This is a genomic window from Trinickia sp. NRRL B-1857 (assembly GCF_050470685.1).
In the GTDB taxonomy this organism is placed as follows: domain Bacteria; phylum Pseudomonadota; class Gammaproteobacteria; order Burkholderiales; family Burkholderiaceae; genus Trinickia.
This window is the reverse complement of record NZ_JBFLUK010000001.1, coordinates 3,540,417-3,561,565: the sequence shown is the minus strand read 5'-3', so window position 1 is coordinate 3,561,565 and position 21,149 is coordinate 3,540,417. Positions and strand designations below refer to the sequence as shown.

The window sequence follows — 21,149 nt, the reverse complement described above, 5'->3', positions numbered from 1 at the left end:
CCTCGCGCCATGCAGCGCCGGGCCATTCGACCTAGAACGCCAAGTTAAAGCCTTATGCAACGCTTCCTCAATGCGCTGACCAGCAAACGCACGATGACCGTCGTCGGGGTGGTCGTCATCGCGGCTATCCTGTTCGGTTCCGCCCTTTGGTTCGACCTGCCGCTCGCCTGGCCCATCGCGGCAATGGTCGCCATCCTCGCGCTGATCTTCGTCGTCTGGCTCTGGCGGCGCATCGCGGCGCGCAGGGCCAGTCGCAAGCTCGGCGACATGCTCGAGCAGCAAGCCGAAACGGGCAAAGCCCCGCAAGCGACGGGCGCCAAACCGGCGGATCTGGACGTGCTGCGCACGCGGCTCGCCGAAGCGGTGCGCACGATCAAGACGTCGAAGATCGGTCAGGTATCGGGCGGCGCGGCGCTTTACGATCTGCCGTGGTACATCGTCATCGGCAACCCGGCGGCCGGCAAAAGCAGCGCGGTTCTGAATTCGGGATTGCAATTTCCGTTCGCCGAAAAAAGCGACGCGATCGTGCACGGCATCGGCGGCACGCGCAATTGCGATTGGTTCTTCACGACCGAAGGTATCTTGCTCGACACGGCGGGTCGCTATTCGGTCCACGAGGAAGACCGCACGGAATGGCTCGGCTTTCTGAATCTGCTCAAGCGGTACCGGCCGAAGGCGCCGATCAACGGCATCATCGTGACGGCCAGCATCGCCGAACTCACGAGCAGCCGGCCCGATGCGACGATCAATCTCGCGCGCAGCCTGCGTCAGCGCGTCCAAGAGTTGACCGAAAAGCTCGAGGTGTTCGCGCCCGTCTACGTGATGTTCACGAAGGCCGATCTCATCACCGGGTTCGCCGAATTCTTCAGCGGCGGCGAGCGCCATGAATACGACCGCGTCTGGGGCGCCACCCTGCCCTACCAACGCGACGAGAAACGCGACGTCGTCGCCCTGTTCGACGAACGCTTCGAGGAGCTCTACGACGGCCTGAAGGAAATCAGCGTCGCTCAGATGTCGATCAATCGCGGCACGATGCTGTCCCCGGGGCAATTGAGCTTCCCCCTCGAATTCCTCGCGATCAAGCCGGCGCTGCGCGTGTTTCTGGCGACGCTGTTCGAGAGCAACCCGTTCCAGTACAAACCGATCCTGCGCGGCTTTTACTTCACCAGCGCGCTGCAAGAAGGCGAAACGAGCAGCGCGGCCGCGCAACGCATCGGCCAGCGCTTCGGCCTGGCCGTCGACGGCTTGCCAAAGCCGCAAGCCGCCGCCTCCAAGAACGGCTTTTTCCTGCGCGATCTGTTCTCCAAGGTCATCTTCGCCGACCGCCAGACGGTACGGCAATTCGCGAGCCCCGCGAAAACGCGGATGCGCTACGGCACGTTCTTCGCCTTCGTGGCCGTGCTTGCGCTCGCGCTCGGCGGTTGGACCTGGTCGACGATCGGCAACGAGCAGCTCGCATCGAACGTGCAGGCCGATCTCGACAACATCGTGCGCCTGCAAAACAACCGCAACGATCTGCAATCGCGCTTGCAGGCGATGGACATTCTCGAGGATCGTATCGAACAACTCGAGCAATTCAAGCGTAAGCGGCCGCTGTCCGTCTCGCTCGGGCTGTATCAGGGCGATCGGATGGAGCAGCGACTGCTGACCGAGTACTACCGCGGCGTGAAGCAGTTGATGCTCGACCCGGTCGCGCAGAACCTCGCCGCGTTCCTGAAGGAAGTCGACGCGCACCCCGATCAGCTCGCCCCGCTCACGCATCCCCCGGAATCGGGCGCGATGCCCGTGTCGGCGCGCACGGGCGGCGGTACGAGCAGCAGCGGCGCGATCGGCAACGGCAACGCCATGCAAGGCGGCCTCTATAGCGATGCGTCGCCGACCAACGTCGAAGACGCGTACAACGCGCTGAAAACCTACTTAATGCTCTCCGACAAGCGCCATGTCGAAGCCGCGCACCTCACGGATCAGCTCGCCCGCTTCTGGCGCGGCTGGCTGGAGACGAATCGCGGGAATATGTCGCGCGACGAAATGATCCGTAGCGCCGAGCGCTTGATCACGTTCTACCTTGCGCGCGTGTCCGACGACGACTGGCCGATGATCGATGCGAACCTTTCGTTGATCGATCAGACGCGCGAGAACCTGCGTCGCGTCGTTCGCGGCATGCCGGCTCGCCAGCGCGTGTACGAAGAGATCAAGGCACGCGCCTCGACGCGCTACGCGCCGATGACGATTGCCCGCATCGTCGGCGAGAACAACGCGAACCTCGTCGGCGGCAGCTATGCGATCCCGGGCACGTTCACGCGCGAAGCCTGGTTCGGTTACGTCAAACCGGCGATCCGCGATGCCGCGACGAAGGAACTGCAAGCGAAGGACTGGGTGCTCGGTACCTCGTCGCAGGACGATCTGACGCTCGAGGGCAGCCCCGAACAGATCCAGAAAGCGCTCGTCGGCATGTATAAGACCGAATACGCGCAGCACTGGCAACGCTTCATGCAAGGCATTGCCGTACGCGACTTCGGCACGTTCGGACAGGCTGTGGACGCGATGAATCGATTGGGCGACCCGCAAGACTCGCCGATCCGCAAGGTGCTCGAGACGGCCTACGACCAAACGTCGTGGGACAACCCCGCGCTCGCCGCCGGCCCGCTGCAAAAGGCGCAAAACGGCGTGACGGGCTGGTTCAAGCGGCTCTTTTCCTCGAAGCAGCAGGCGGCGCAAAACGCCGGCGTAGACATCGATATGAATCTCGATGGCTCGATGGCGCCCGGCCCGGTTGGAACCGCCTTCAGCGGCCTCGCGCGCATCGTCGCCAAACAAGAAAACGCCTCGCTGCTGGGCGGCTACATGGATACACTGTCCAAGGTCCGTACGCGCTTTAACATCTTGAAGAACCAAGGCGATCCGGGCCCGGGCGCGCGCGAGCTCATGCAGCAAACGCTCGACGGCAACGGCTCCGAGTTGGCCGATTCGCTCAAATTCGTGGACGAGCAGATGCTGACGGGCCTGACCGACGATCAGCGCAAGACGCTGCGTCCGCTGCTCGTTCGGCCGCTGATGCAGGCTTTCGCGGTCGTGATCGAACCGGCCAGCAACGAGGTCAACAAGGTGTGGAACGCGCAGGTCTACCAAACGTTCCAGACCTCGCTCGTGAACAAGTACCCGTTCTCGAGCGGAGCGAAGGTCGAAGCGGGCGCGAGCGAAATCGCCCAGGTCTTCGGGCCGGACGGTGCGATCTCGAAGTTCGTCGGCACGACGCTCGGCCCGCTCGCCGTGCGCCGCGGCGACACGCTCTCGCCGCGCACGTGGGGCGGCATGGGCATCGCGTTGTCGCCCGAGTTCTCGAACGGCTTCGCCCGCTGGGTCGCACCGCTGTCGGGCGCGGCGGCAGGCGGCGGCGGTGCCGCGGCCGAACCGCAGACGGTGTTCCAGATCCTGCCGCAGCCGGGCCAAGGCACGACCGAGTACACGATCAATATCGACGGCCAGCAGCTGCGCTATCGCAACACGCCGCCGCAATGGACGAACTTCGTCTGGCCGAATCCGCAGGGCTCGCCCGGCGCGACGCTCACGGCCACCTCGTTCGACGGCCGCACGATCGAACTCGTCAACGAACCCGGCCGCTACGGTCTCGAGAAGCTGATCAACTCGGCCAAGCGCACGCGCAACGCCGACGGCACGTTTGCGCTGTCATGGACGCAAGGCAGCGTCACGGTTGCGCTCAGCATGAAGATCATCAGCACCTCGCAGCCTTCGAGCGGCGGTGGCGGCGCACCGCAGCAGGCGAGCCTCACCGGTGTGCGTCTGCCCGAATCGGTCGCCGACGCAGCCGCGGCGCGTACCGCGGCAGCCGCCGCGGTGGGCGGCTCGGCGCCGGCCGCGCCCGGCACGCTGGCGGCCCCCGCCCTATCGACGCCGGCCGCGCAATCGACCACTCCCACGGCCGCCGATGCGGCGGTCTCGAACCCAGCAACAGGAGCCGCGCAATGACGCAATCCGTGCAGGCGCAACTCGCCTACTTCGGCAAGATTCCTTCGCGCGGGGACTTCGTCAAAAGCACGCATAATCCGCAGTTGCTCCAGACGCTCGACCGCTGGGTCGCGCAAGCGATGGAGCTGCTCGCCGAAGACCCGCGCTGGAAGATCGTCTACGAAAGTGCGAAGCCGATGCACTTCGCCTTTCTCGGCTCGCAAAGCCGCCTGGCCATCGCCGGCCACTTGATGTCGAGCCACGACGTATCGTCGCGCCGTTTCCCGCTGCTCGCGGCCACGGCGCTCGAAGTCGAACGTCCCCTCGCCTTCCTCGCCCGCAGCCCGCTCGCGTTCGCGCGGCTTTGGTCGCGCGCAGCCACGCAGATGCGCACGCTCTACGATTGCGAAGAGCCCGGCGCCGCGCTGCAAGCCCTAGGGGACACCCAAGTGCCGATCGACGTGGGCGTCGCGAACTCGCACGACGGCACGTTCTCGGATTTCGTCGAGCATCAAACGCTCGCCGGCCTCGAGCAAATGCTGTTGGCAAGCGGCCATCCGGTGCGGCTGCGCGGCGCGATGCTCGCGCTCGGCTCGCTCCTCAAGCCCGTCATGCTCAGCCATGCGCCGAATCTCGAACGCGGGCTCACGTTGCCGCTGCCGAACGACACGTTCTACCGCAGCCTCGTGGCGACGTTCTGGCTCGAGCTGATCGCGCCGTTCCTCGCGCAGGCCGATTTCGAGATTGCAATTTTCATCGGCACGATCGCCGAGCGCGAACGGCTCGTCATCGGCTTTAACGGCGCATCGGCCAAAACGCTGCATAGCGTGATCGATCCGCAGGCTTACGCGACGCATAACATCGACATCGACGATCCCGAATGGGTCGACGACCACGCTCAGAACGAACATGGAATCAGCAAGCTCGTCAGCTATCTCGAACAACCGGAATTGTCGCTGCGCATCGCCGTCGACACCTTCCGTGAAGTATTCGTCGGGGCATGACGCGATGACGGGCTTCTCGCATTCCTATCCCCATTCCAAGCCGCGCCGCGTCGTACGGCGTGCCGCCGCGCTGGCGCTCGCCGCTTGCGCCTCGTTCGCCGCGTTCGGCGCTCATGCCGACGATGCCTCGCCGGCAACGGTCATGCCCGTGGATGCGGGCGGTGCGCGCGTCCGCACGACGGCGCTGCCGCCGGCGACGCAATTGGCCGCGAACAATTTCGCCGGCGCGCCGAGTGCGCCCACGCGTGTGCCCGCACCGGCCGACGCCGCGCCCGGCCAAGTCGTCGCCAGCGGCAAGGTACCCGACGAAGCGACACATAGCGCCGTACTCGCCCGGCTGCGCGAGACGTACGGCGCCGCAAACGTCGTCGATCAAATCGAAGTGGGCGGCGTGTCCACGCCGCCGAACTGGAGCGCGAACGTCCAAAAGCTGCTCGGTCCGCAACTAAAACAGATCAGCAAGGGCCAGCTCAAGATCGACGGCACGCAGATCGACGTGAAAGGTGAGGTGTCGAACGAAGCGCTACGGCAGCAGGTCGCAAGCGACATGGCCACGGCGTTGAACCCGACTTACACGATCCACAACGGGCTGCGCGTCAGCGCATCCGAGCAAGGCTTGCTCGATTCGACGCTCGCGAATCGCACGATCGAATTCGAAACGGGCAGCGCGACCTTGACACCGGAAGGCCGAGCCATTCTCGATCAAATGGCGGCCGTGCTCGTCAAGCTGCCGGGCAAGACCGTGGAGATCATCGGCCATACCGACAACTCGGGCAACCGTGCCTCGAACGTCGCACTGAGCCAGGCGCGCGCCGATGCCGTGAAGGGTTATCTCGTGACGAAGGGGGTCGCGCCGAGGGCGATGGCCACGATGGGCGTCGGCCCCGATCAGCCGATTGCGTCGAACGACACCAATGAAGGCCGCGCGCGCAATCGACGGATCGAGTTCCGTGTTGGGCAGTAAGCGCCCGCTTTAAGCCTCGTCGGACTTGACCCCCAAAATCTCGCGGACATGCGCGAGCGAGCCGTCGTCCTTCACGACGGACGCGATCCATTCGTGCAGCGGCATGTCGGCCCACTGGGCCGCCTTGTCGGCCAGATAGGCGGCCGGGCTGTGCGGCTCGGTCGCACGAAAAAAGCGCGCAATCGCGCGCAGTTGCGCGACGGCTTCGGCACGGCTCTGTATTGCGCCGATGGCATGAACGACACCGGTAGCGGCGGTTTGCGTGGGCATCGAAGTCTCTACGAGAGAAGGGGCCGTCTTGAAACTGGGCTCGGCACGTTCGGTGGAGCCCCCACCGGCTTGCGATTGGGCTTGGGGTTGGGCCGGCGTGGAATCGGTCTTCGCCCCGACGTCGCGTGCGAAACGCTCTGCCAGACCGAACACGTATTCGTAGGCATCTTTCGTTTGCCGAAAGCTCGGCGCCGACGTGCCCGCGCGTGCATCCAACGTCTGTTCGAGCGCCAGCATCGCAGCCTCGAACGCCTTCAAATCCGTGATCAGCGCCTTGTAGAACGCCGGGGGCGTCGCCCGCTTGGCCGCTTCGATCTGCTCCAGGGAAGGCTTGCCGCGCGCAAGCTCGTCCGCGTGATCGGGGTCGCGGCGCACGGCTTGTGCCACGTTGCTCGCGACCTCCCAATCGAGCCCGCCGAACTCGCCCGACGACGATTGCGTGAGCGGCACTTCGCGCAGCAGCTGCGACGTACGGCCCACGAGCCAGCTCACGTTGCCGAGCCGATACTCCGTGTCGTCCCCTTCGGGCAGCGGATGCACGGTGTCCCAAAAGCGCTCGGCAAGCGCCGCGAGCAGCGTATAGCCTTGCGACAGCCCTTCCACGCCCTGCTTCATCGCGAGCGCTTCGGTGAGCCAGGCGGCCAGGCGCAGGTCCTTGGTTTGCGTCTTGAGCAACTGCGAGCAACGCTCGATGACGAAACCCCAATCGGCTTCCTTGATTTCCGTGACCCACTCGCCTTGATCGAGCGACGGGTCGTCGAAGCGCCGTGCTTGCTGGATCGCGTCGAAGTCGTTTGAAAACAGCAAATCCTCGCCGCAAGGCGACGCGCCTTCGAGCGGCGCGATGAGCGGAGCTAAATCGATCGGCATGTCAGGCCACCTTGTATTCGAACTCGCCCGATTCGAGCGCGCGCACGTCGATGCGCTCGATGCGCTCGCCGCCGGCTAGGCGTCCGAGCACGTGCTGCGCAAGCTCGGGCAACAGCGTTCCGTTGAGAATGTGGTCGACGTTGCGCGCGCCGGAGTCCACTTCCGTGCACCGTGCGAGCACGGCATCGACGAGCGATTCGTCCCAGGCGAACTCGGCGCGATGGTTCTCGGCGATACGCGTGCGGATGCGCTCGAGCTTCAGTTCGATGATCTCGGCAAGCACGTCATCCGAGATCGGGTAGTAAGGCACGACCTTCACGCGCCCGAGGAACGCGGGCTTGAACGTCTTGTACAACTGCGGCCGCAGCAGCTCGGCGAGCGCGTCGGCATCGGGCAGCGCATCGGGCGCTTGATTCAAGCAAGCCTGCATGACGGCGGTGGAGCCGACGTTCGACGTGAGAATGATCAGCGCATGGCGGAAATCGATCTCGCGCCCTTCGGCGTCGTCGAGCGTACCTTTGTCGAATACTTGGAAGAACATCTCGAGCACGTCAGGGTGTGCCTTCTCTACCTCGTCGAGCAGCACCACGCTGTACGGATTGCGCCGAACGGCTTCGGTCAGCACGCCGCCCTCACCATAGCCGACGTAGCCCGGGGGCGAGCCTTTCAAGCCCGATACGCTATGCGCTTCCTGGTACTCGCTCATATTGATCGTGACGAGCTTGCGTTCGCCGCCGTAGAGCAAATCGGCCAGCGCGAGCGCGGTCTCGGTCTTGCCCACGCCCGACGGCCCCACGAATAGGAAAACGCCGCGCGGCTTGTTCGGATCCTCGAGACTCGCGCTGGCCGTGCGCACGCGCTGCGCGATCGCATCGAGCGCGTGGTCTTGGCCGATCACACGTGCCGCAAGCAGATCCTTGAGGGTCAGCACCGTGCCGATTTCGTCTTTGACCATGCGGCCGAGCGGAATGCCTGTCCACGCTGCGACGATTTCCGCCACAACGAGCCCATCGACCTGCAACGGCACCATGGGGCTCGACTGCTGGAGCGCCTGAAGCTTCGACGTAAGGCCGGCGAGCTCCTCGCGCAACGCCGCTAGAGCGTCGCTATTCGCCGCTTGCTCGCCCGTAGGCGCCGCCGCCGCGGCGAGTTCGCCGCGCAACGTTTCGATCCGTTTCGCCAGCTCGCGCTCTTGCTCGTAGCGGGCCTCGTCGGCGGTCAGCGATGCGACGTCGGCTTCGCGCGCCGCGCGCAGGTTCGCAAGCCGTTCGTCGTGCGCCGGCCCAGCGGTACCGCTCGCGCTCTCGCGCTCGAGCGAGGCGATTTCGGCATCGATCCGCTCGATGCGCTTGCGCGTATCGTCGATGACGGCCGGTGTCGAACCCTGCGCGAGCGCGACCTTGGCGCATGCCGTATCGAGCACGCCGATCGCCTTATCGGGCAGTTGCCGCCCCGTGATGTAGCGGTGCGACAGTCGCACGGCCTCGGTGATGGCCTCGTCGAAAATGCGCACGCCGAAATGCGCTTCCATGCGCAGCGCAAGACCGCGCACCATCGCGCAAGCAAGCGCTTCGCTCGGTTCGTCGACCTTCACGACTTGGAAACGCCGCGCGAGCGCCACGTCTTTTTCGAAGTACTTACGGTATTCGGCCCACGTCGTCGCCGCGATTGTCCGCAGCTCGCCGCGCGCGAGCGCGGGCTTCAGCAAATTGGCCGCATCGTTCTGGCCGGCCTGGCCGCCCGCCCCGATGATCGTATGCGCTTCGTCGATGAACAAAATGATCGGCGTCGCGCTCTTCTTCACTTCGTCGATGACGTTTTTCAGGCGATTTTCGAACTCGCCCTTCACGCTGGCGCCGGCTTGCAGCAAACCCATATCGAGGACATGCAGCGCCACGCCGATAAGCGGCGTCGGCACGTCGCCCGCCGCGATACGAAGCGCCAACCCTTCGACGACGGCCGTCTTACCGACCCCCGCCTCGCCGGTCAGGATCGGGTTGTTTTGACGGCGGCGCATCAGGATGTCGATCGTCTGCCGGATCTCGGCTTCGCGGCCGATCACGGGGTCGATCTGCCCTTCGCGGGCGCGCTGCGTGAGGTTCGTCGTGTAGGTATCGAGCGCCGGCGTCTTCGACGGCCCGGCGCCGATGCCTTCCTCGCCCGCGGGCGCACTCGTGCGCGACGGGGCGTTTGCCGCGACCTCGGCCTCCTCCGAGCCCGCCGTCGCTTCGGCGAACCGATGCTTCAGTTCCTCGGTCGGCACGCGCGTCAGCACCGGCGACATCCGTTCGGCGAATTGCGAGAGCTCGGGCGAAGTCAACAGCGCGAGCAGCAGGTGCCCCGAACGAATCCGCGCCGCCTGCGAATCGAGCGAGGCGATGAGCCACGCTTGCTCGAACAGCGAGATCAAATGCTGAGAAAACACCGGCGTACGCGTGTTGCCGGTCTTCAACCGTTCGAGTCCGCGTTCGAGGTCCGAGCGCAGCACTTCGGTGCTCAGGCCGCTCGCGCGCAGCACGACCGAGAGATCGCTCGCCTGCTGCTCGATTAGCGCGAGCAACAAATGCTCGAGATCGACTTCGTAGTGGCCGCGCGCCAGACAGAGGCTCGCGGCGCGCGTCGCCGCATTCAGGCAGAGCGGGTCGAGCTTGGAGATGAGGGTCTTCAGGGGGGTACTCATGTCGGGACGATTCTCGCTTGTCGGATCAATGGATGACGTTCAGTTCGTAACGCGCGTCGTCGCGGTCGCGCTCGGCCGGGCGCGTGCACAGGAAAGCGTCGTAGCCGAGCCGAGCGCCTTTTCCGAGGCGGCTCATGCCCACTTCCTCGCGCGCCAGCACGAGCGACACTTCGTATTCGATGGTGATACCGGCGAGCAGCATCAACATGCGCTCGAGGGCGACCGCGCGCGCCTCGCCGGGTAAAAAGGCTTCATAGTCGCGCTTGCCCAGCGGGCCCACGACGATCCGCACGCGCATGTCGCGCTGCCAAACGCGTTCGCCCGCGAGCGCCGTCGCGCCGAGCGTCGCGTTCTCGCGGCCGAGCACCGTCAGGCGCGGCGAAGGCACCGCGTACCACTTGCCCGCGAACTGCTCCACCTTCACGGGCACGCGAAAGTATTCGGTCAACGTGCGCGCCAAATAGGCAGCCGACATCGGCCGGTGGCGCGCCGGCAACGCATAGCCGGCGATCGCTTCGTCGATCAGGGCGCCGCGCCCTTCCTGCAATTGCGCGCGCGTCGCGGCATCGGGCGTCCCCGCCAGCGAGAGCAGCAACGGCAGATAGCGCTCGTCGCGATCGAGCTCGTAGTGAAACGGAAGCCGGTATTTCTTCCATGCCGCGTAGAACAGCGCCGTGGCACGGTTCGAGAAGACGTCGAAGAACTCTCGGGCCGCATGGTCTCGCTGCACCTGTGCGCGCGCGATCAACTGCTCCGTGTAGTGCAGCGGCAGCGCGCCTTGCCCGCCGAGCAAACCGAAAAACGACGGCGTGAGCTCGATGCGCTCGAGCTTGCTGTGCGCAAGCGCGTCACGCACGGCTTCGGGTCCGGCAAGCGGCTCGCCCGCCTCGTCATAGGGCACCGCGTGCTCGAGCTCGCTCGGCGGAAACGTCAGCGCGAGGCTGTTTCGAAAAGCGACGCCGGTCCGTGTGCGATCGCTTGACGCCGGCTCGTCTCGCTTCGAGAACCATGTCTCGAGCACACGAACCGCCTGAAAGAACTGGAACCGGTAAGGCTCGTCGAGCAGCCGCTCGACTACGCCAGCGTCGATTCCGCGCTGCGCGGTTTGCATCGCATGATCTCCTCGCCTGTGCGGCCTGCGACGGCCACGAGTTGGACGAAACTGTTCAACCGGACGAACAGACCGAAGAAGGTATCGAGCACGCGCACGAACGTGGCGAGGCTCGTTCCCACGTAGTGCGCTTCGTCGAACGTCACGCGGATTTCCACGCCGCGCACGAACGTCGCATAAGGCCGGCCCGGCAGCCAGTGCACGGCCGGCTTTTGCTCGATGCCGACGATGCCCGCGATATGCCGCGCCGAAACGGCCGTGCGACGCGCGTCGTAGAGCGCCAGCAACTCCTTGAGCGGTGCGAGCCCGTCCGCGAGCGAGACGTGGTTCAGCGCCAGATGCGAGACGAGCCGCCAGCCCATCGAGGCGCCGCGCGGCACGCGCACGCTCGGGCTCGGCCGCGACAACAAGCCGATGGGACCCGCCGCCAACTCGGGCTGCGCGAACAGATCGCCGCCTTCGAGTCCGATCGCCAGCCGCGCGGGCAAATCGCGATTCGTGCAGGTAAGCGCCAGACTCAGCGTATCGGTGCGGGCTTCGAGCGGCTCGAAGTCGGCATCGACGATCGAAATCTCTGTCTCGTAGCCCGGGCTGCACTGCGCAACCCAATCGTTGCGGCGCGCGAACCAGTAGCGCCCGACGCGCGCCGCCTCGTCGTGATGAAGCGCGTAGAACGGCCGAAACTCGGTGATGGTTTGCCCGTCCGGTCGCGTTTCGACGCGCCTCACGCGGTCGATCGAGTAGACCTCGTAATCGCCGGCATGGCGCGCGTCGGCGACGACCGGATAGGCCACGGCTTCATGGCTTACGTGAATCGGCTCGCCGCGCCGCGCGAACAAGTTGACGACGGGCGTGCAAAACAAGCGCACGTGGTTCGCGCTCAGCGATTCGACGAGCCGCTCGATATGCGGCTCCTCACGCAACTCGCCGAGCGCGACGTGCAGCGTGAGCCGCCGGCAACGCCCCGCCATGCCGACCATCGCCGCCAAGTCGAAGTCGATGAAGTCGAATTTTTCGGGGAACGCGAAATATTCGGTGAGCAGGCGATAGGCCGGATGCGACTTCGCCGGATAGTCGATCAGCGCGTCGTCCTCATGGAAGCCCGCGGGCGCGATCGGGATCTCGGCCAGCGGTCGCCATGCGCGGCTTTCCGGCGTTTCCACATAAGCGCCGATCGTCTTCATGAACAGGCAATCGGTCAGCGCCGCTATAAACGATTGCTCGCCGTGCAGGTAGGCCCGCAATGTCGACAGATTGAGCGCGCCGAGCGAGCCCTCGGGCAACGTGGTCTCGAACGTGAACGACAGCAGCGCGGATGCATCGCCCGGCAGCGTGATCGCGGACAGCGGCACCTCGGCTAGCGGGGTATGCCGTGCACGCACGAGGCGCAATGGCGCGAGCGTCACGTCATAAGCGGTGCGAAACTGACAGGCCACGCCGCGAATTTCGCGCGAAGCGAGCGGCGTGCCGCGTGGGATCGACTCGGGCATGCCCTCGCGCCGCGCGCTGAACTGCGCGATCGAGCACGAGGGAAAGGGGCGCAGGTAGTGCGGATACAGCACTTCCAGCAGCGCCTCGGTGAATTCGGGGCGATCGTCGTCGAGCTTTTTATTGACGCGTGCCGAGAGCAACGCGAAGGATTCGATCATGCGCTCGACGTGCGGGTCGTCGCCCTGCTCGCCGGCCGTCGCGAGCCGCGCCGCGATCTTGGGGTAGCGGTCGGCGAAGTCGCGCGAATAACGGCGCAAAAACGCGAGCTCGCGCTCGTAGTAAGGCAGCAACGCTTCCATCAATGATCCCCGGCACCCTGAGGGAGAAATTTCTTGTTTCAGGGCACTTCTGTGCGCTCTTATCGACTAGCCGAGTCCCAGTTCGCGCACTCGGGAACGCCCCGCGTCCGTGGCGCGGCGCGACCGCGAGACCGAATATTGCAATGTGGAGGCTTGCAGCATCGCATCGAAGCTGACCGGCTCTTCGGCCGGATGCACGACGAGCCTCGCGCGGATAACGAAATACAGCGCATTCGTCGACTGCTCGTTGACCTCGAGCGATACACGGACGTCCTGCAAGCGCGGTTCATGCCGCGCGATCGCCTGTTCGATGGATTCGCAGATGAATGTCCGATCGTAGTGGCTTGCGAGGCTCAGGCCTGCGAAATCGTTCAAACCGTAGGTCAGCACCGACCGCTGACACTCGGGCAGCTTGGCGAGCGCCTCCTCGGTCAGCACAATGCGGGTATTGAGCAACGCCTCGACGTCGCGCGCCACGCGGCCCTTCAACTCGTCGAGCGACCACTGGCGCATCGCCGCGGGCGCGGGCGAGCGAGGATCGTCGTCGAAAAGTTTATCGAGCAAGCTCGGTTCGAAGCGCTTCATCGGGCAGCATGCTCAGGTCAATCTGGTCATTCGGACCGCCGCTCGCCGGGTACGGCAGCGAGCGGCGTATCGGTCCCGACTTAGACCGCGTAGGTCTTGTCGTTCTTCGTCAGGCTCCACGCGCCTTGCGCATTGCCGCCTTGGCCGCCGCCAACCTTCTGCTGCGTGTACTTCCATTGCACAGCCGCGTACTTCAGCGAGAATTGCTCCGTCGGCAGGCCTTCACCGACGACGCTCGGCGTCACGCTCGAAATGATGACGTACTTCATCTTGATTTCGAGGTACTTGACGCGGTTGCCTTCGCCGTCCGAGCGCATGAAATCGACCGTCACTTCGTCGAACGTCGTACCGCCCGACGCGTGTTGGTAGAGCAGCGGGCTCACGACGTCGATGTCCTTCGTGAACACCATGTCGCCGTGCTCGCAACGCTCTGCCGTACCACCGCCGGCCGTCGACGCAGTCGCCGAGCGCGGCTGGACGATCGAGTGATTCCACGAGCTGATCTCGATCCAGTCCTTGTGGTCCTTGTCGGCCGATTCGCCCTTGATGGCGGGATTGCCAAACTTCAGATAAACGTCTTTCATGACTTGCTAACTCCCAGGTAGCGGTTTATAAGCGGCCTCGAGCCGGGTACGCCCGGGCCGCGCTCGGAATGGTTCTTAGGTTTAAGCGCCAGCGGCTTTCGGCAGATCCGCGACGAGCCGCAGCGAAATCGACAACTCGTCGAGTTGGAAATGCGGCCGCAAGAAAGCGACGGAGCGGTACGACCCCGGCTTGCCCGGGATCTCGGACACTTGGATCGACGCTTCACGCAGCGGGAACTGCGCCTTTTGCTCCTGCGTGGCGTTATCGTCGAGCAGCACGTACTGCGCAACCCAACGATTGAGGAACTGCTCGACGTTCTGCGCGGAAGCGAAGCTGCCGATCTTGTCGCGCATCATCGCCTTCAGATAGTGGGCAACGCGCGACACCGAGAAGATGTATTGCAGTTGCGCCGACAGCACGGCATTCGCGTTCGCACTATCCGTGTTGTACTTCTTCGGCCGTTGCACCGATTGCGCTGCGAAAAACGCCGCGTAATCCGAGTTCTTGCAGTGCACGAGCGGAATGAAGCCGAGATCGCTGAGCTCCTTCTCGCGCCGGTCCGTGATCGCGATTTCCGTCGGGCACTTCAGCGCGATTTCGCCGTCGTCGGTCTTGAACGTATGCGTCGGCAAGTCTTCGACGAGCCCGCCGCCTTCCACGCCGCGAATCGCCGCGCACCAGCCGAAATCGTCGAACGCCGCCGTCAACCGTGCGGCGAACGCCCACGCGGCATTGCACCAGAGGTACTTGCTGTGATCCGAGCCGTCGACGCTTTCGACGAAGTTGAACGTCTCGGCAATGAGACCGTCCTTCGGATGGAACGGCAACCGTCCCAAATAGCGCGGCAGAGTGAGGCCGACATAGCGGGAATCTTCCGACTCGCGGAACGACTTCCACTTCGCGTACTCGACCGTATCGAAGATCTTGCCCAGATCGCGCGGCTTGCCCAAATCGGAGAACGATTCGAGGCCGAGCAATTCCGGCGAGGCCGACGTGATGAACGGCGCGTGTGCGGCCGCGGCGACATGCGACATCTGTTCGATGAAGTACATGTCTTCGGGCTGACGCGTCAATTCGAAGTCGCCGATCAGCGTGCCGAACGGCGCACCGCCGAACGTGCCGAACTCTTCTTCGTAGACCTTCTTGAACAGCGCGCTCTGATCGAACTCGGACGCCGCCTTGAAATCGCGCACGATTTCGCGCTTGTTCGCATTGAGCACGCGGATCTTGATCGTCGAGCCCGTGTTGCTCTCTTTACACAGATAGTTGAGCCCGCGCCAAGTGCTTTCCATGCGCTGAAACTCGGGCGCGTGCATGACTTCGCTGAGCTGCGCCGACAACAGGCGGTCGAGTTCGGCGATACGCGCGTCGATCGTTGCGGATAGGTTGTCGGAGACGACAACTGTGCCGTCCATCACCTGATGGACGAGTTCGCCGATCAGATCCTTCGCACGCGCGTGCTCGGAATCGGATTTCGCAACCTTGCTTTTCTCGACGATGTCGTCGAGCAGCGACGTGCTAGCGCCCGCTTGGGCGGCGCCGGCGGGAGCCGTGGCCGTTTGTTGATTCATGCTGACACCCCGCTCCGGTTATTCGCCTTGCTTGTCTTCACCATCGCCGCGCGCGCCGGTCTCGCCGGCCAGCGCCTGCAACTGCTGCGTATTCGCGAGCACGTCGCTCAGCAGGCTCTCGAGCTTGTCGTTACTCGCGAGCTTGTTGCGCAGATCGGCCAGCTTCGAACGTGCTTCGAGCAAACGGCGCAGCGGCTCGATTTGCTCGACCACGGCGTCGGGCCCGAAATCTTCCATCGAACGGAAACGCAGATCGACGCCGAACGAGCCGCCCGCATCCGTCAGTTCGTTCTTGACTTGGAATGCTGCCCGCGGCTCGACGCCCTTCATGACGTCGTCGAAATTGTCGCGATCGATGCTGACGAACTTGCGATCGCGCAGCTTGGGCTGCTCGATCTCCGATTGGCCGCCGAGATCCGCCACGACGCCCACGACGAACGGCAGCTCTTTGACCTCGATCGCGTCGCCGCGCTCGACTTCATAGGTCAACTGCACGCGCGGCGGCCGCACCTTTTGCAGGCGTTTTTGGATGCTTTCTTTCTTCGCCATCGATGACTCCCAAAAGCGACTAGGTCAAAAGGACCGATCAGCGAAGCGCACTGAAGGGATCGGATGCACCGCCGCTCTTCGCGGGCTGAGCCGGCGCGGCGCTCTTAGCCGGCGCGGCAGGCGGCGTCGCGGCCGCATCGCTCTCGGCCGGCTTGTCCGCGGGCTTTTGCGCGGCCGCGACGGGACGGCGTACGTAGCGTCGCTTTTTCGCGACCGGCTTTTTCTCGACTTCTTCGGGGAACAGCGTGCTCTCGCCGAGCGTGTCGCGCAGTTGATGTGCGAGCACGGCCGCGTCCGACTTGGCGTCGCCGGCGAGCGCAGCATCCTGCCGCAATTGGCCGAGCGATTCCGTCGCCACGCGCAGGCCGCTCACGGCCAGCACGCTCTTCGCATCGCGATCGCTCTGATCGCGCGACAGCGCTTCTTGCGCCGCGACGATGGCTTGCCCGTAATGCGACTGCTGGAATTGGATCTGCGCGATGCGCGACCACGGCTCCTCGCGAGTCGGGTCCATCTTCGTCAGTTGATCGTAGAGTGCGAGCGCGCGCGTTTGATCGCCGCCCTTGGCCACCGCGTCCGCATCGGAAAGCGCTTTGTTGAACGCTTCGGGAGACGCTGGCGCACCCGAATTTTGCGTCGCGCAGCCGACCATTGCGGCGCACACGAGCACCACCGCTGAAAATTGGGAAAGTCGTTGTTTCATCATTCTTACTTACTGCCAAGCGGCTTATTAATTCTCGGAAGGGAAACCGCAACTTTGCTTTGCGGCGAGTGCGCGCGTATAGTACCGGCCAATTTTCGATAATTCAACTGGCCTGCGCCGAACCAGATTCTTCCGGTTTTGAATGCGGTGCAATATCCCAGATAGACAATTTGAGAATGCTGAAATAATTTCCGAATCAACGCAGGGTAAATTTGATAGCGGAAAAAATTTCCTCGTCTCGGCTTGAGATAGACAAACTTGTACGCCGCAAGCTATCGTCTTCGCGGCGCGGCATTCCCACCTCGATTCGAGGGCGGCGGAATGGATAAATGCATCAACTTGCACGGGGTACTGGCGTGAGTCGTAAAGCTTGGGGTTATCGATTTTGGTCGCGCCTTGTATGGCCGCTCGCCGTCTGCGCGTCGTTGGGCGGCTGCGCCGCCGGCATCTCCGTCATCGGCGCCGCGGCATCCACGGCGCTGCAAGCCGCCGGGATCGGCAAGCCGCCCGTGCCCGATTCGCAAAAGCCGCCGCGCGACGTCCCGCTGACGCTCGCGGCCGCGTCCAATCTGAACGCGGCCACCGACAACCATCCGCTCGCGCTCGTAGTAAGACTCTATGCGTTGAAGGACCCCACCTCGTTCCAGCAGGCGCCGTTCGATACGTTCACCGATCCGGCCAAGGAAAAGAGCGCGCTCGGCGCCGATTTGCTGAGTGTCCGAGAGATCACCTTGATTCCCGGTCAGCATTACCAAATGACCGAAAAAGTGACGCGCGAAGCCCAAGCGTTCGGCGTAGTCGCGTTGTTTCGCGACCCGGCCTTGCAGCGTTGGAAATTCGCCTTCGATCCGGCTAAATCGGAGAAATCCGGCATAATGATCGGCCTACATAACTGCGCGATGACCGTCACGAGCGGCGCAGTCATCTCGCCCGATCCGCAATTGCCGATGCAAGCGCTCAATCTGCTCTCGTCCGTGAGTTGCGGCTAGTGCGCCGGCCAAAAGATCCGTTGCAAGGCGAGCCGCCCCCGAGCGCGGCGGCCGCTTCGGCGTTATACGAAAACCTGATAGTGAAATCGAGATGAGTTATTCGGCGAAATTGCTTTGGGGCGAGGGGCTCTTTCTGCGGCCCCAGCATTTCCAACAACAAGACGCCTATCACGAGGCGCGGCTGTTCGAATCGATACGCGCCATTCAACCTTTCAACTGGGGCCTGCGCAGCGTACGGTTCGACGCCGACGCCCTGGCGAACAATCTGCTGCGCCTGTCCGAGCTCTCCCTCGTCTTTCCGGACGGCACGCTTTACGCTGCCCCGCTGGCCGACGAGCTGCCGCAACCGGTCGCGCTCGATACGCTGCCCGAGGGCGTGGGCGAGTTCATGTTCTATCTCGCGCTGCATCCGCTGCGCGAGACGGGCGGCAACTGCGCCGACGAATCGACCGATGCGTTCGTCTCGCGCTATGCCTCCAAGCAGGCGAGCGTGCCCGATCAATTCACCGATGCGGCCGTCGCCAATCTGACGTTCCTCAAAACGCGCGTCAAGCTGATCAGCCATACGGAGCCGCGCGCGCAATTGCACGCCGTGCCGCTCGCCCGGCTGCGACGCACGGCCACGTCGGGGTTCGAACTCGACGACGCGTTCGTGCCGCCGTGCTTAGCCGTCGAAGCCTCGCCGATCCTGCATCAGCGGCTGCGCCAGCTGATCGATGCGCTTCAAGCGAAGGTCAGCGCGCTTTACGGCTTTCACCGCGAGCCGACGAAGAACATCATCGAATTCCGTTCGGGCGACATCGCCTCGTTCTGGTTGTTGCACACGGCCAACGGCGCGGTCGCCTCGCTCGTGCATTTGCTCCAGCAGCCCACGTTGCATCCGGAGCGCCTGTTCCAGGAGCTGCTGCGCCTCGCCGGTCAATTGATGACGTTCTCCAAGCGCTACGCGCTAGCCGATTTGCCGGCCTATCGACACGACGACCCCGGCGCGGGCTTCGCGCTGCTCGACACGATCGTGCGCGATCTGCTCGAGACCGTCATTTCCACGCGCTATTTCGCGATCGGGCTCGACGAGGTGCGGCCGTCGTTCCACGTGGGCCGGCTCGATTCGGGCAAGATCGACGAGAAGACCACGTTCTATCTGGCCGTGTCCGCCGACATGCCCGCCGTGGAACTCGTCGAAGCAGTCCCTGCGCGCTTCAAGGTGGGTGCGCCCGACGACGTCGACAAGCTCGTGCTGTCGGCCATGCCGGGCGTGCGGCTCGTCTATACGCCGCAAGTGCCGCCGGCCGTTCCCGTGCGTCCCGGCGCCTGTTATTTCGCGTTCGAATCGCGCAGTAGCCTTTACGACCGAATGCTGCAAGCGCAGTCGGCCATGATCTACGCGCCGTCCGGCATCAACGACCTCAAACTCGAACTTATCGCGGTCACGTCATGAGTCAAATGCCTTCGCTGTTCGGCGCCAACGCGCCGTCGTCCGCGCCGCCCTCGGCTTCGACCGAGGCAAACGTCCAAGCGCGGTCGCTACGCGACTTGCTATACGACGGGTTTTTCATGGTGTTCTTGCTGAAGCAAGGACGCGAACCCGGCGATGCGGGCGAGTTCGGCGCGCGCGTGCAGGCATTCCTCGCCGACTTCGAACGCGGCGCGAAAAAGCTCAATGCCTCGGCCGACGACATCTATGCCTCGAAGTTCGCGTTTTGCGCGGCGATCGACGAAGCGGTGCTCGCCTCCTCGTTCAAGATCCGCGCCGAGTGGGAGCGCCGGCCGCTGCAACTCGTGCTCTTCGGCGAACAGTTGGCCGGGGAAAAATTCTTCGAGTTGCTCGAATCGTGCCGCGCGCAAGGCGCGTCGCGACTGCAATCGCTCGAGGTCTTCCACCTGTGCCTGCTGCTGGGCTTCCAAGGCAAGTACCTGCTCGAAGGGCCCGAGAAACTCGCTTATTTGACGGGCCGGCTCGGCGACGAAATCGCGCAAATGAAAGGCAAGCGCGCGCCGTTCGCACCGCATTGGCCGCTGCCCGATCAAATCGCGCACCGGCTCAAGCACGAACTGCCGCTATGGACGATCGGCGCCGTGTTCGCATTCGTCGCGCTCGGTGCTTATTTCGGGTTGAACACGTACCTGCGCGGATCCACGATGCGTACGCTCGCCCCGTACTCCCAGCTCATTCAGCCGGAAGCGCAATCGGCCAATCTGACGATTTCGCTGCCTTAAAGCGACAGCGGGGCCGGCTCACCGCCCGCCCCGCTCCCCGCTTCGCATTCCGGTCGATCGACGGCTATCGATCGCACCGCCTAGCATCGGCCCAATCAGAACCCCTCGAGCACGATCTTGCCGCGCGCCCGATTGCTCTCGATGAGCGCATGGGCCCGCTTTAGATTCGCCGCGTCGATTTTTCCGAAGTGATCCCCGAACGTCGTACGCAGCGTGCCTGCGTCGATCAGCGCCGCCACGCGCTCGAGCAATTCGTGCTGCGCGATTTGATCGGGCGTGTCGAACATCGAGCGCGTGAACATGAACTCCCAGTGCAGCGACACGCTCTTGCGCTTGAGTTGGCGGAAGTCGATGAGATCGGGATCGTCGATGAGCGCGACCTGGCCCTGCGGTTTGATCGCCTCGACGATTTGCGGAAAATGGCTATCGGTGTGCGTCAAGCTCGCGATGTAGTCGACCATCCCCACCCCGATCCGAGCGAGTTCTTCCGAAAGCGGCTTCGTGTGGTCGATGACGTGATGCGCACCGAGATCGCTCACCCATTGAGCCGTTTCGGGCCGCGAGGCCGTACCGATGACGGTCAATCCCGTGAGCCGACGCGCAAGCTGCACGAGAATCGAGCCCACGCCGCCCGCCGCGCCGATCACTAGCAGCGATCGGCCCGTCTGCGCATTGCCCTCCGGCACACGCAAGCGGTCGAACAGGAGCTCCCAAGCGGTGATCGTCGTCAGCGGCAAGGCAGCCGCGTGCGCGAAATCGAGCGATTTCGGCATATGCCCGACGATACGCTCGTCGACCACATGCAGTTCGCTATTCGTGCCGGCACGCGTAAGCGAGCCCGCGTACCACACTTTGTCGCCCGGTTGAAAGAGCGTCACGTCCGCACCGACCGCGCGCACGACACCCGCGGCATCCCAACCGATCACTTTCGGCTGCCCCGCCTCGGGGGCCACGCCCGCGCGTATCTTCACGTCGACGGGATTGACGGAGACGGCCCGCACCTCGACGAGTAGATCGCGCGGCCCCGGTTGCGGATCGGGTAGCGCCACATCCACCAACGATTCGGGATCGTCGATCGGCAGATTGCGATAGTAGGCGACGGCTTTCATGGGGCAGGCTCCTTATGGCATGGATGACGTAACAGCGGCGGCACGCGGGCATTCCATACGCGTGCCGCCGCGGTGTTCAATCCGAATCATCTCGGCCCAAGCGCCGCATGAACAGTGCCCATACGGCTCTACAGTTTCGTCGCCGCGATGAAAATCGCCTCCACGAAGCCCTGGGGCCGTACCCGG

General features: G+C 64.2%; 16 protein-coding genes. 6 read left to right on the top strand and 10 right to left on the bottom strand.

The window, feature by feature from the left end; translation table 11 throughout:
• Positions 1-54: 54 nt before the first annotated feature.
• From tssM to AB1286_RS15910, 3 genes are read left to right on the top strand one after another with little or no spacing between them, the layout of a single operon-like run.
• On the top strand, positions 55-3,987 hold the full coding sequence (tssM, locus tag AB1286_RS15920) for a type VI secretion system membrane subunit TssM (RefSeq protein ID WP_430364168.1): 3,933 nt from the start codon (positions 55-57) through the stop codon (positions 3,985-3,987).
• A complete protein-coding gene (tagF, locus tag AB1286_RS15915; protein WP_430364167.1) occupies positions 3,984-4,970 on the top strand; it encodes a type VI secretion system-associated protein TagF in 987 nt (328 codons plus the stop codon). The genes tssM and tagF overlap by 4 nt, the downstream gene beginning before the upstream one ends.
• A gap of 4 nt (positions 4,971-4,974) precedes the next feature.
• Positions 4,975-5,934, top strand: coding sequence for an OmpA family protein (locus AB1286_RS15910; protein ID WP_430365087.1), 960 nt, complete (start codon positions 4,975-4,977; stop codon positions 5,932-5,934).
• 9 nt (positions 5,935-5,943) lie between these two features.
• On the opposite strand, the gene tssA is transcribed toward AB1286_RS15910, so the two are convergent.
• The 9 genes from tssA to AB1286_RS15865 all read right to left on the bottom strand — a co-directional run bounded on the left by tssA (position 5,944) and on the right by AB1286_RS15865 (position 16,648).
• Positions 5,944-7,074: a type VI secretion system protein TssA gene (tssA, locus tag AB1286_RS15905; RefSeq protein WP_430364166.1), complete on the bottom strand. Its 1,131-nt coding sequence runs from the start codon at positions 7,072-7,074 to the stop codon at positions 5,944-5,946.
• Position 7,075: 1 nt separating this feature from the next.
• The gene (gene tssH / locus AB1286_RS15900) at positions 7,076-9,754 is read right to left on the bottom strand and encodes a type VI secretion system ATPase TssH (RefSeq protein ID WP_430364165.1); all 2,679 of its coding nucleotides are present in this window, start codon (positions 9,752-9,754) and stop codon (positions 7,076-7,078) included.
• Positions 9,755-9,779: 25 nt separating this feature from the next.
• The gene (gene tssG, locus AB1286_RS15895; RefSeq protein WP_430364164.1) at positions 9,780-10,865 is read right to left on the bottom strand and encodes a type VI secretion system baseplate subunit TssG; all 1,086 of its coding nucleotides are present in this window, start codon (positions 10,863-10,865) and stop codon (positions 9,780-9,782) included.
• Complete coding sequence (gene tssF, locus AB1286_RS15890) at positions 10,829-12,655, bottom strand: type VI secretion system baseplate subunit TssF (RefSeq protein ID WP_430364163.1); 1,827 nt, start codon at positions 12,653-12,655, stop codon at positions 10,829-10,831. The genes tssG and tssF overlap by 37 nt, the downstream gene beginning before the upstream one ends.
• 66 nt (positions 12,656-12,721) lie before the next feature.
• Positions 12,722-13,240, bottom strand: coding sequence for a type VI secretion system baseplate subunit TssE (tssE, locus tag AB1286_RS15885; RefSeq protein ID WP_430364162.1), 519 nt, complete (start codon positions 13,238-13,240; stop codon positions 12,722-12,724).
• Positions 13,241-13,320: 80 nt separating this feature from the next.
• Entirely contained in the window at positions 13,321-13,824 is a 504-nt protein-coding gene (locus tag AB1286_RS15880; protein ID WP_116136620.1) for an Hcp family type VI secretion system effector, read from the bottom strand.
• Between the two features lie 81 nt (positions 13,825-13,905).
• Positions 13,906-15,396 carry a type VI secretion system contractile sheath large subunit gene (tssC, locus tag AB1286_RS15875; RefSeq protein ID WP_430364161.1) on the bottom strand — a complete coding sequence of 497 codons (1,491 nt, stop codon included), beginning with the start codon at positions 15,394-15,396 and terminating at the stop codon, positions 13,906-13,908.
• A gap of 18 nt (positions 15,397-15,414) precedes the next feature.
• Positions 15,415-15,945: a type VI secretion system contractile sheath small subunit gene (gene tssB, locus AB1286_RS15870; protein WP_430364160.1), complete on the bottom strand. Its 531-nt coding sequence runs from the start codon at positions 15,943-15,945 to the stop codon at positions 15,415-15,417.
• Positions 15,946-15,982: 37 nt separating this feature from the next.
• Positions 15,983-16,648, bottom strand: coding sequence for a tetratricopeptide repeat protein (locus tag AB1286_RS15865; protein WP_430364159.1), 666 nt, complete (start codon positions 16,646-16,648; stop codon positions 15,983-15,985).
• A 356-nt stretch (positions 16,649-17,004) separates the two neighbouring features.
• Between AB1286_RS15865 and tssJ the strand changes: the two genes are divergently transcribed.
• The 3 genes from tssJ to icmH all read left to right on the top strand — a co-directional run bounded on the left by tssJ (position 17,005) and on the right by icmH (position 19,854).
• The gene (gene tssJ / locus AB1286_RS15860; protein WP_430364158.1) at positions 17,005-17,637 is read left to right on the top strand and encodes a type VI secretion system lipoprotein TssJ; all 633 of its coding nucleotides are present in this window, start codon (positions 17,005-17,007) and stop codon (positions 17,635-17,637) included.
• Positions 17,638-17,728: 91 nt separating this feature from the next.
• Positions 17,729-19,075: a type VI secretion system baseplate subunit TssK gene (tssK, locus tag AB1286_RS15855; protein ID WP_430364157.1), complete on the top strand. Its 1,347-nt coding sequence runs from the start codon at positions 17,729-17,731 to the stop codon at positions 19,073-19,075.
• Positions 19,072-19,854, top strand: coding sequence for a type IVB secretion system protein IcmH/DotU (gene icmH, locus AB1286_RS15850; protein ID WP_430364156.1), 783 nt, complete (start codon positions 19,072-19,074; stop codon positions 19,852-19,854). The genes tssK and icmH overlap by 4 nt, the downstream gene beginning before the upstream one ends.
• 95 nt (positions 19,855-19,949) lie before the next feature.
• On the opposite strand, the gene AB1286_RS15845 is transcribed toward icmH, so the two are convergent.
• Positions 19,950-20,963, bottom strand: a complete 1,014-nt coding sequence (locus AB1286_RS15845; protein ID WP_430364155.1) for a zinc-binding alcohol dehydrogenase family protein — start codon at positions 20,961-20,963, stop codon at positions 19,950-19,952.
• Positions 20,964-21,149: the final 186 nt, after the last annotated feature.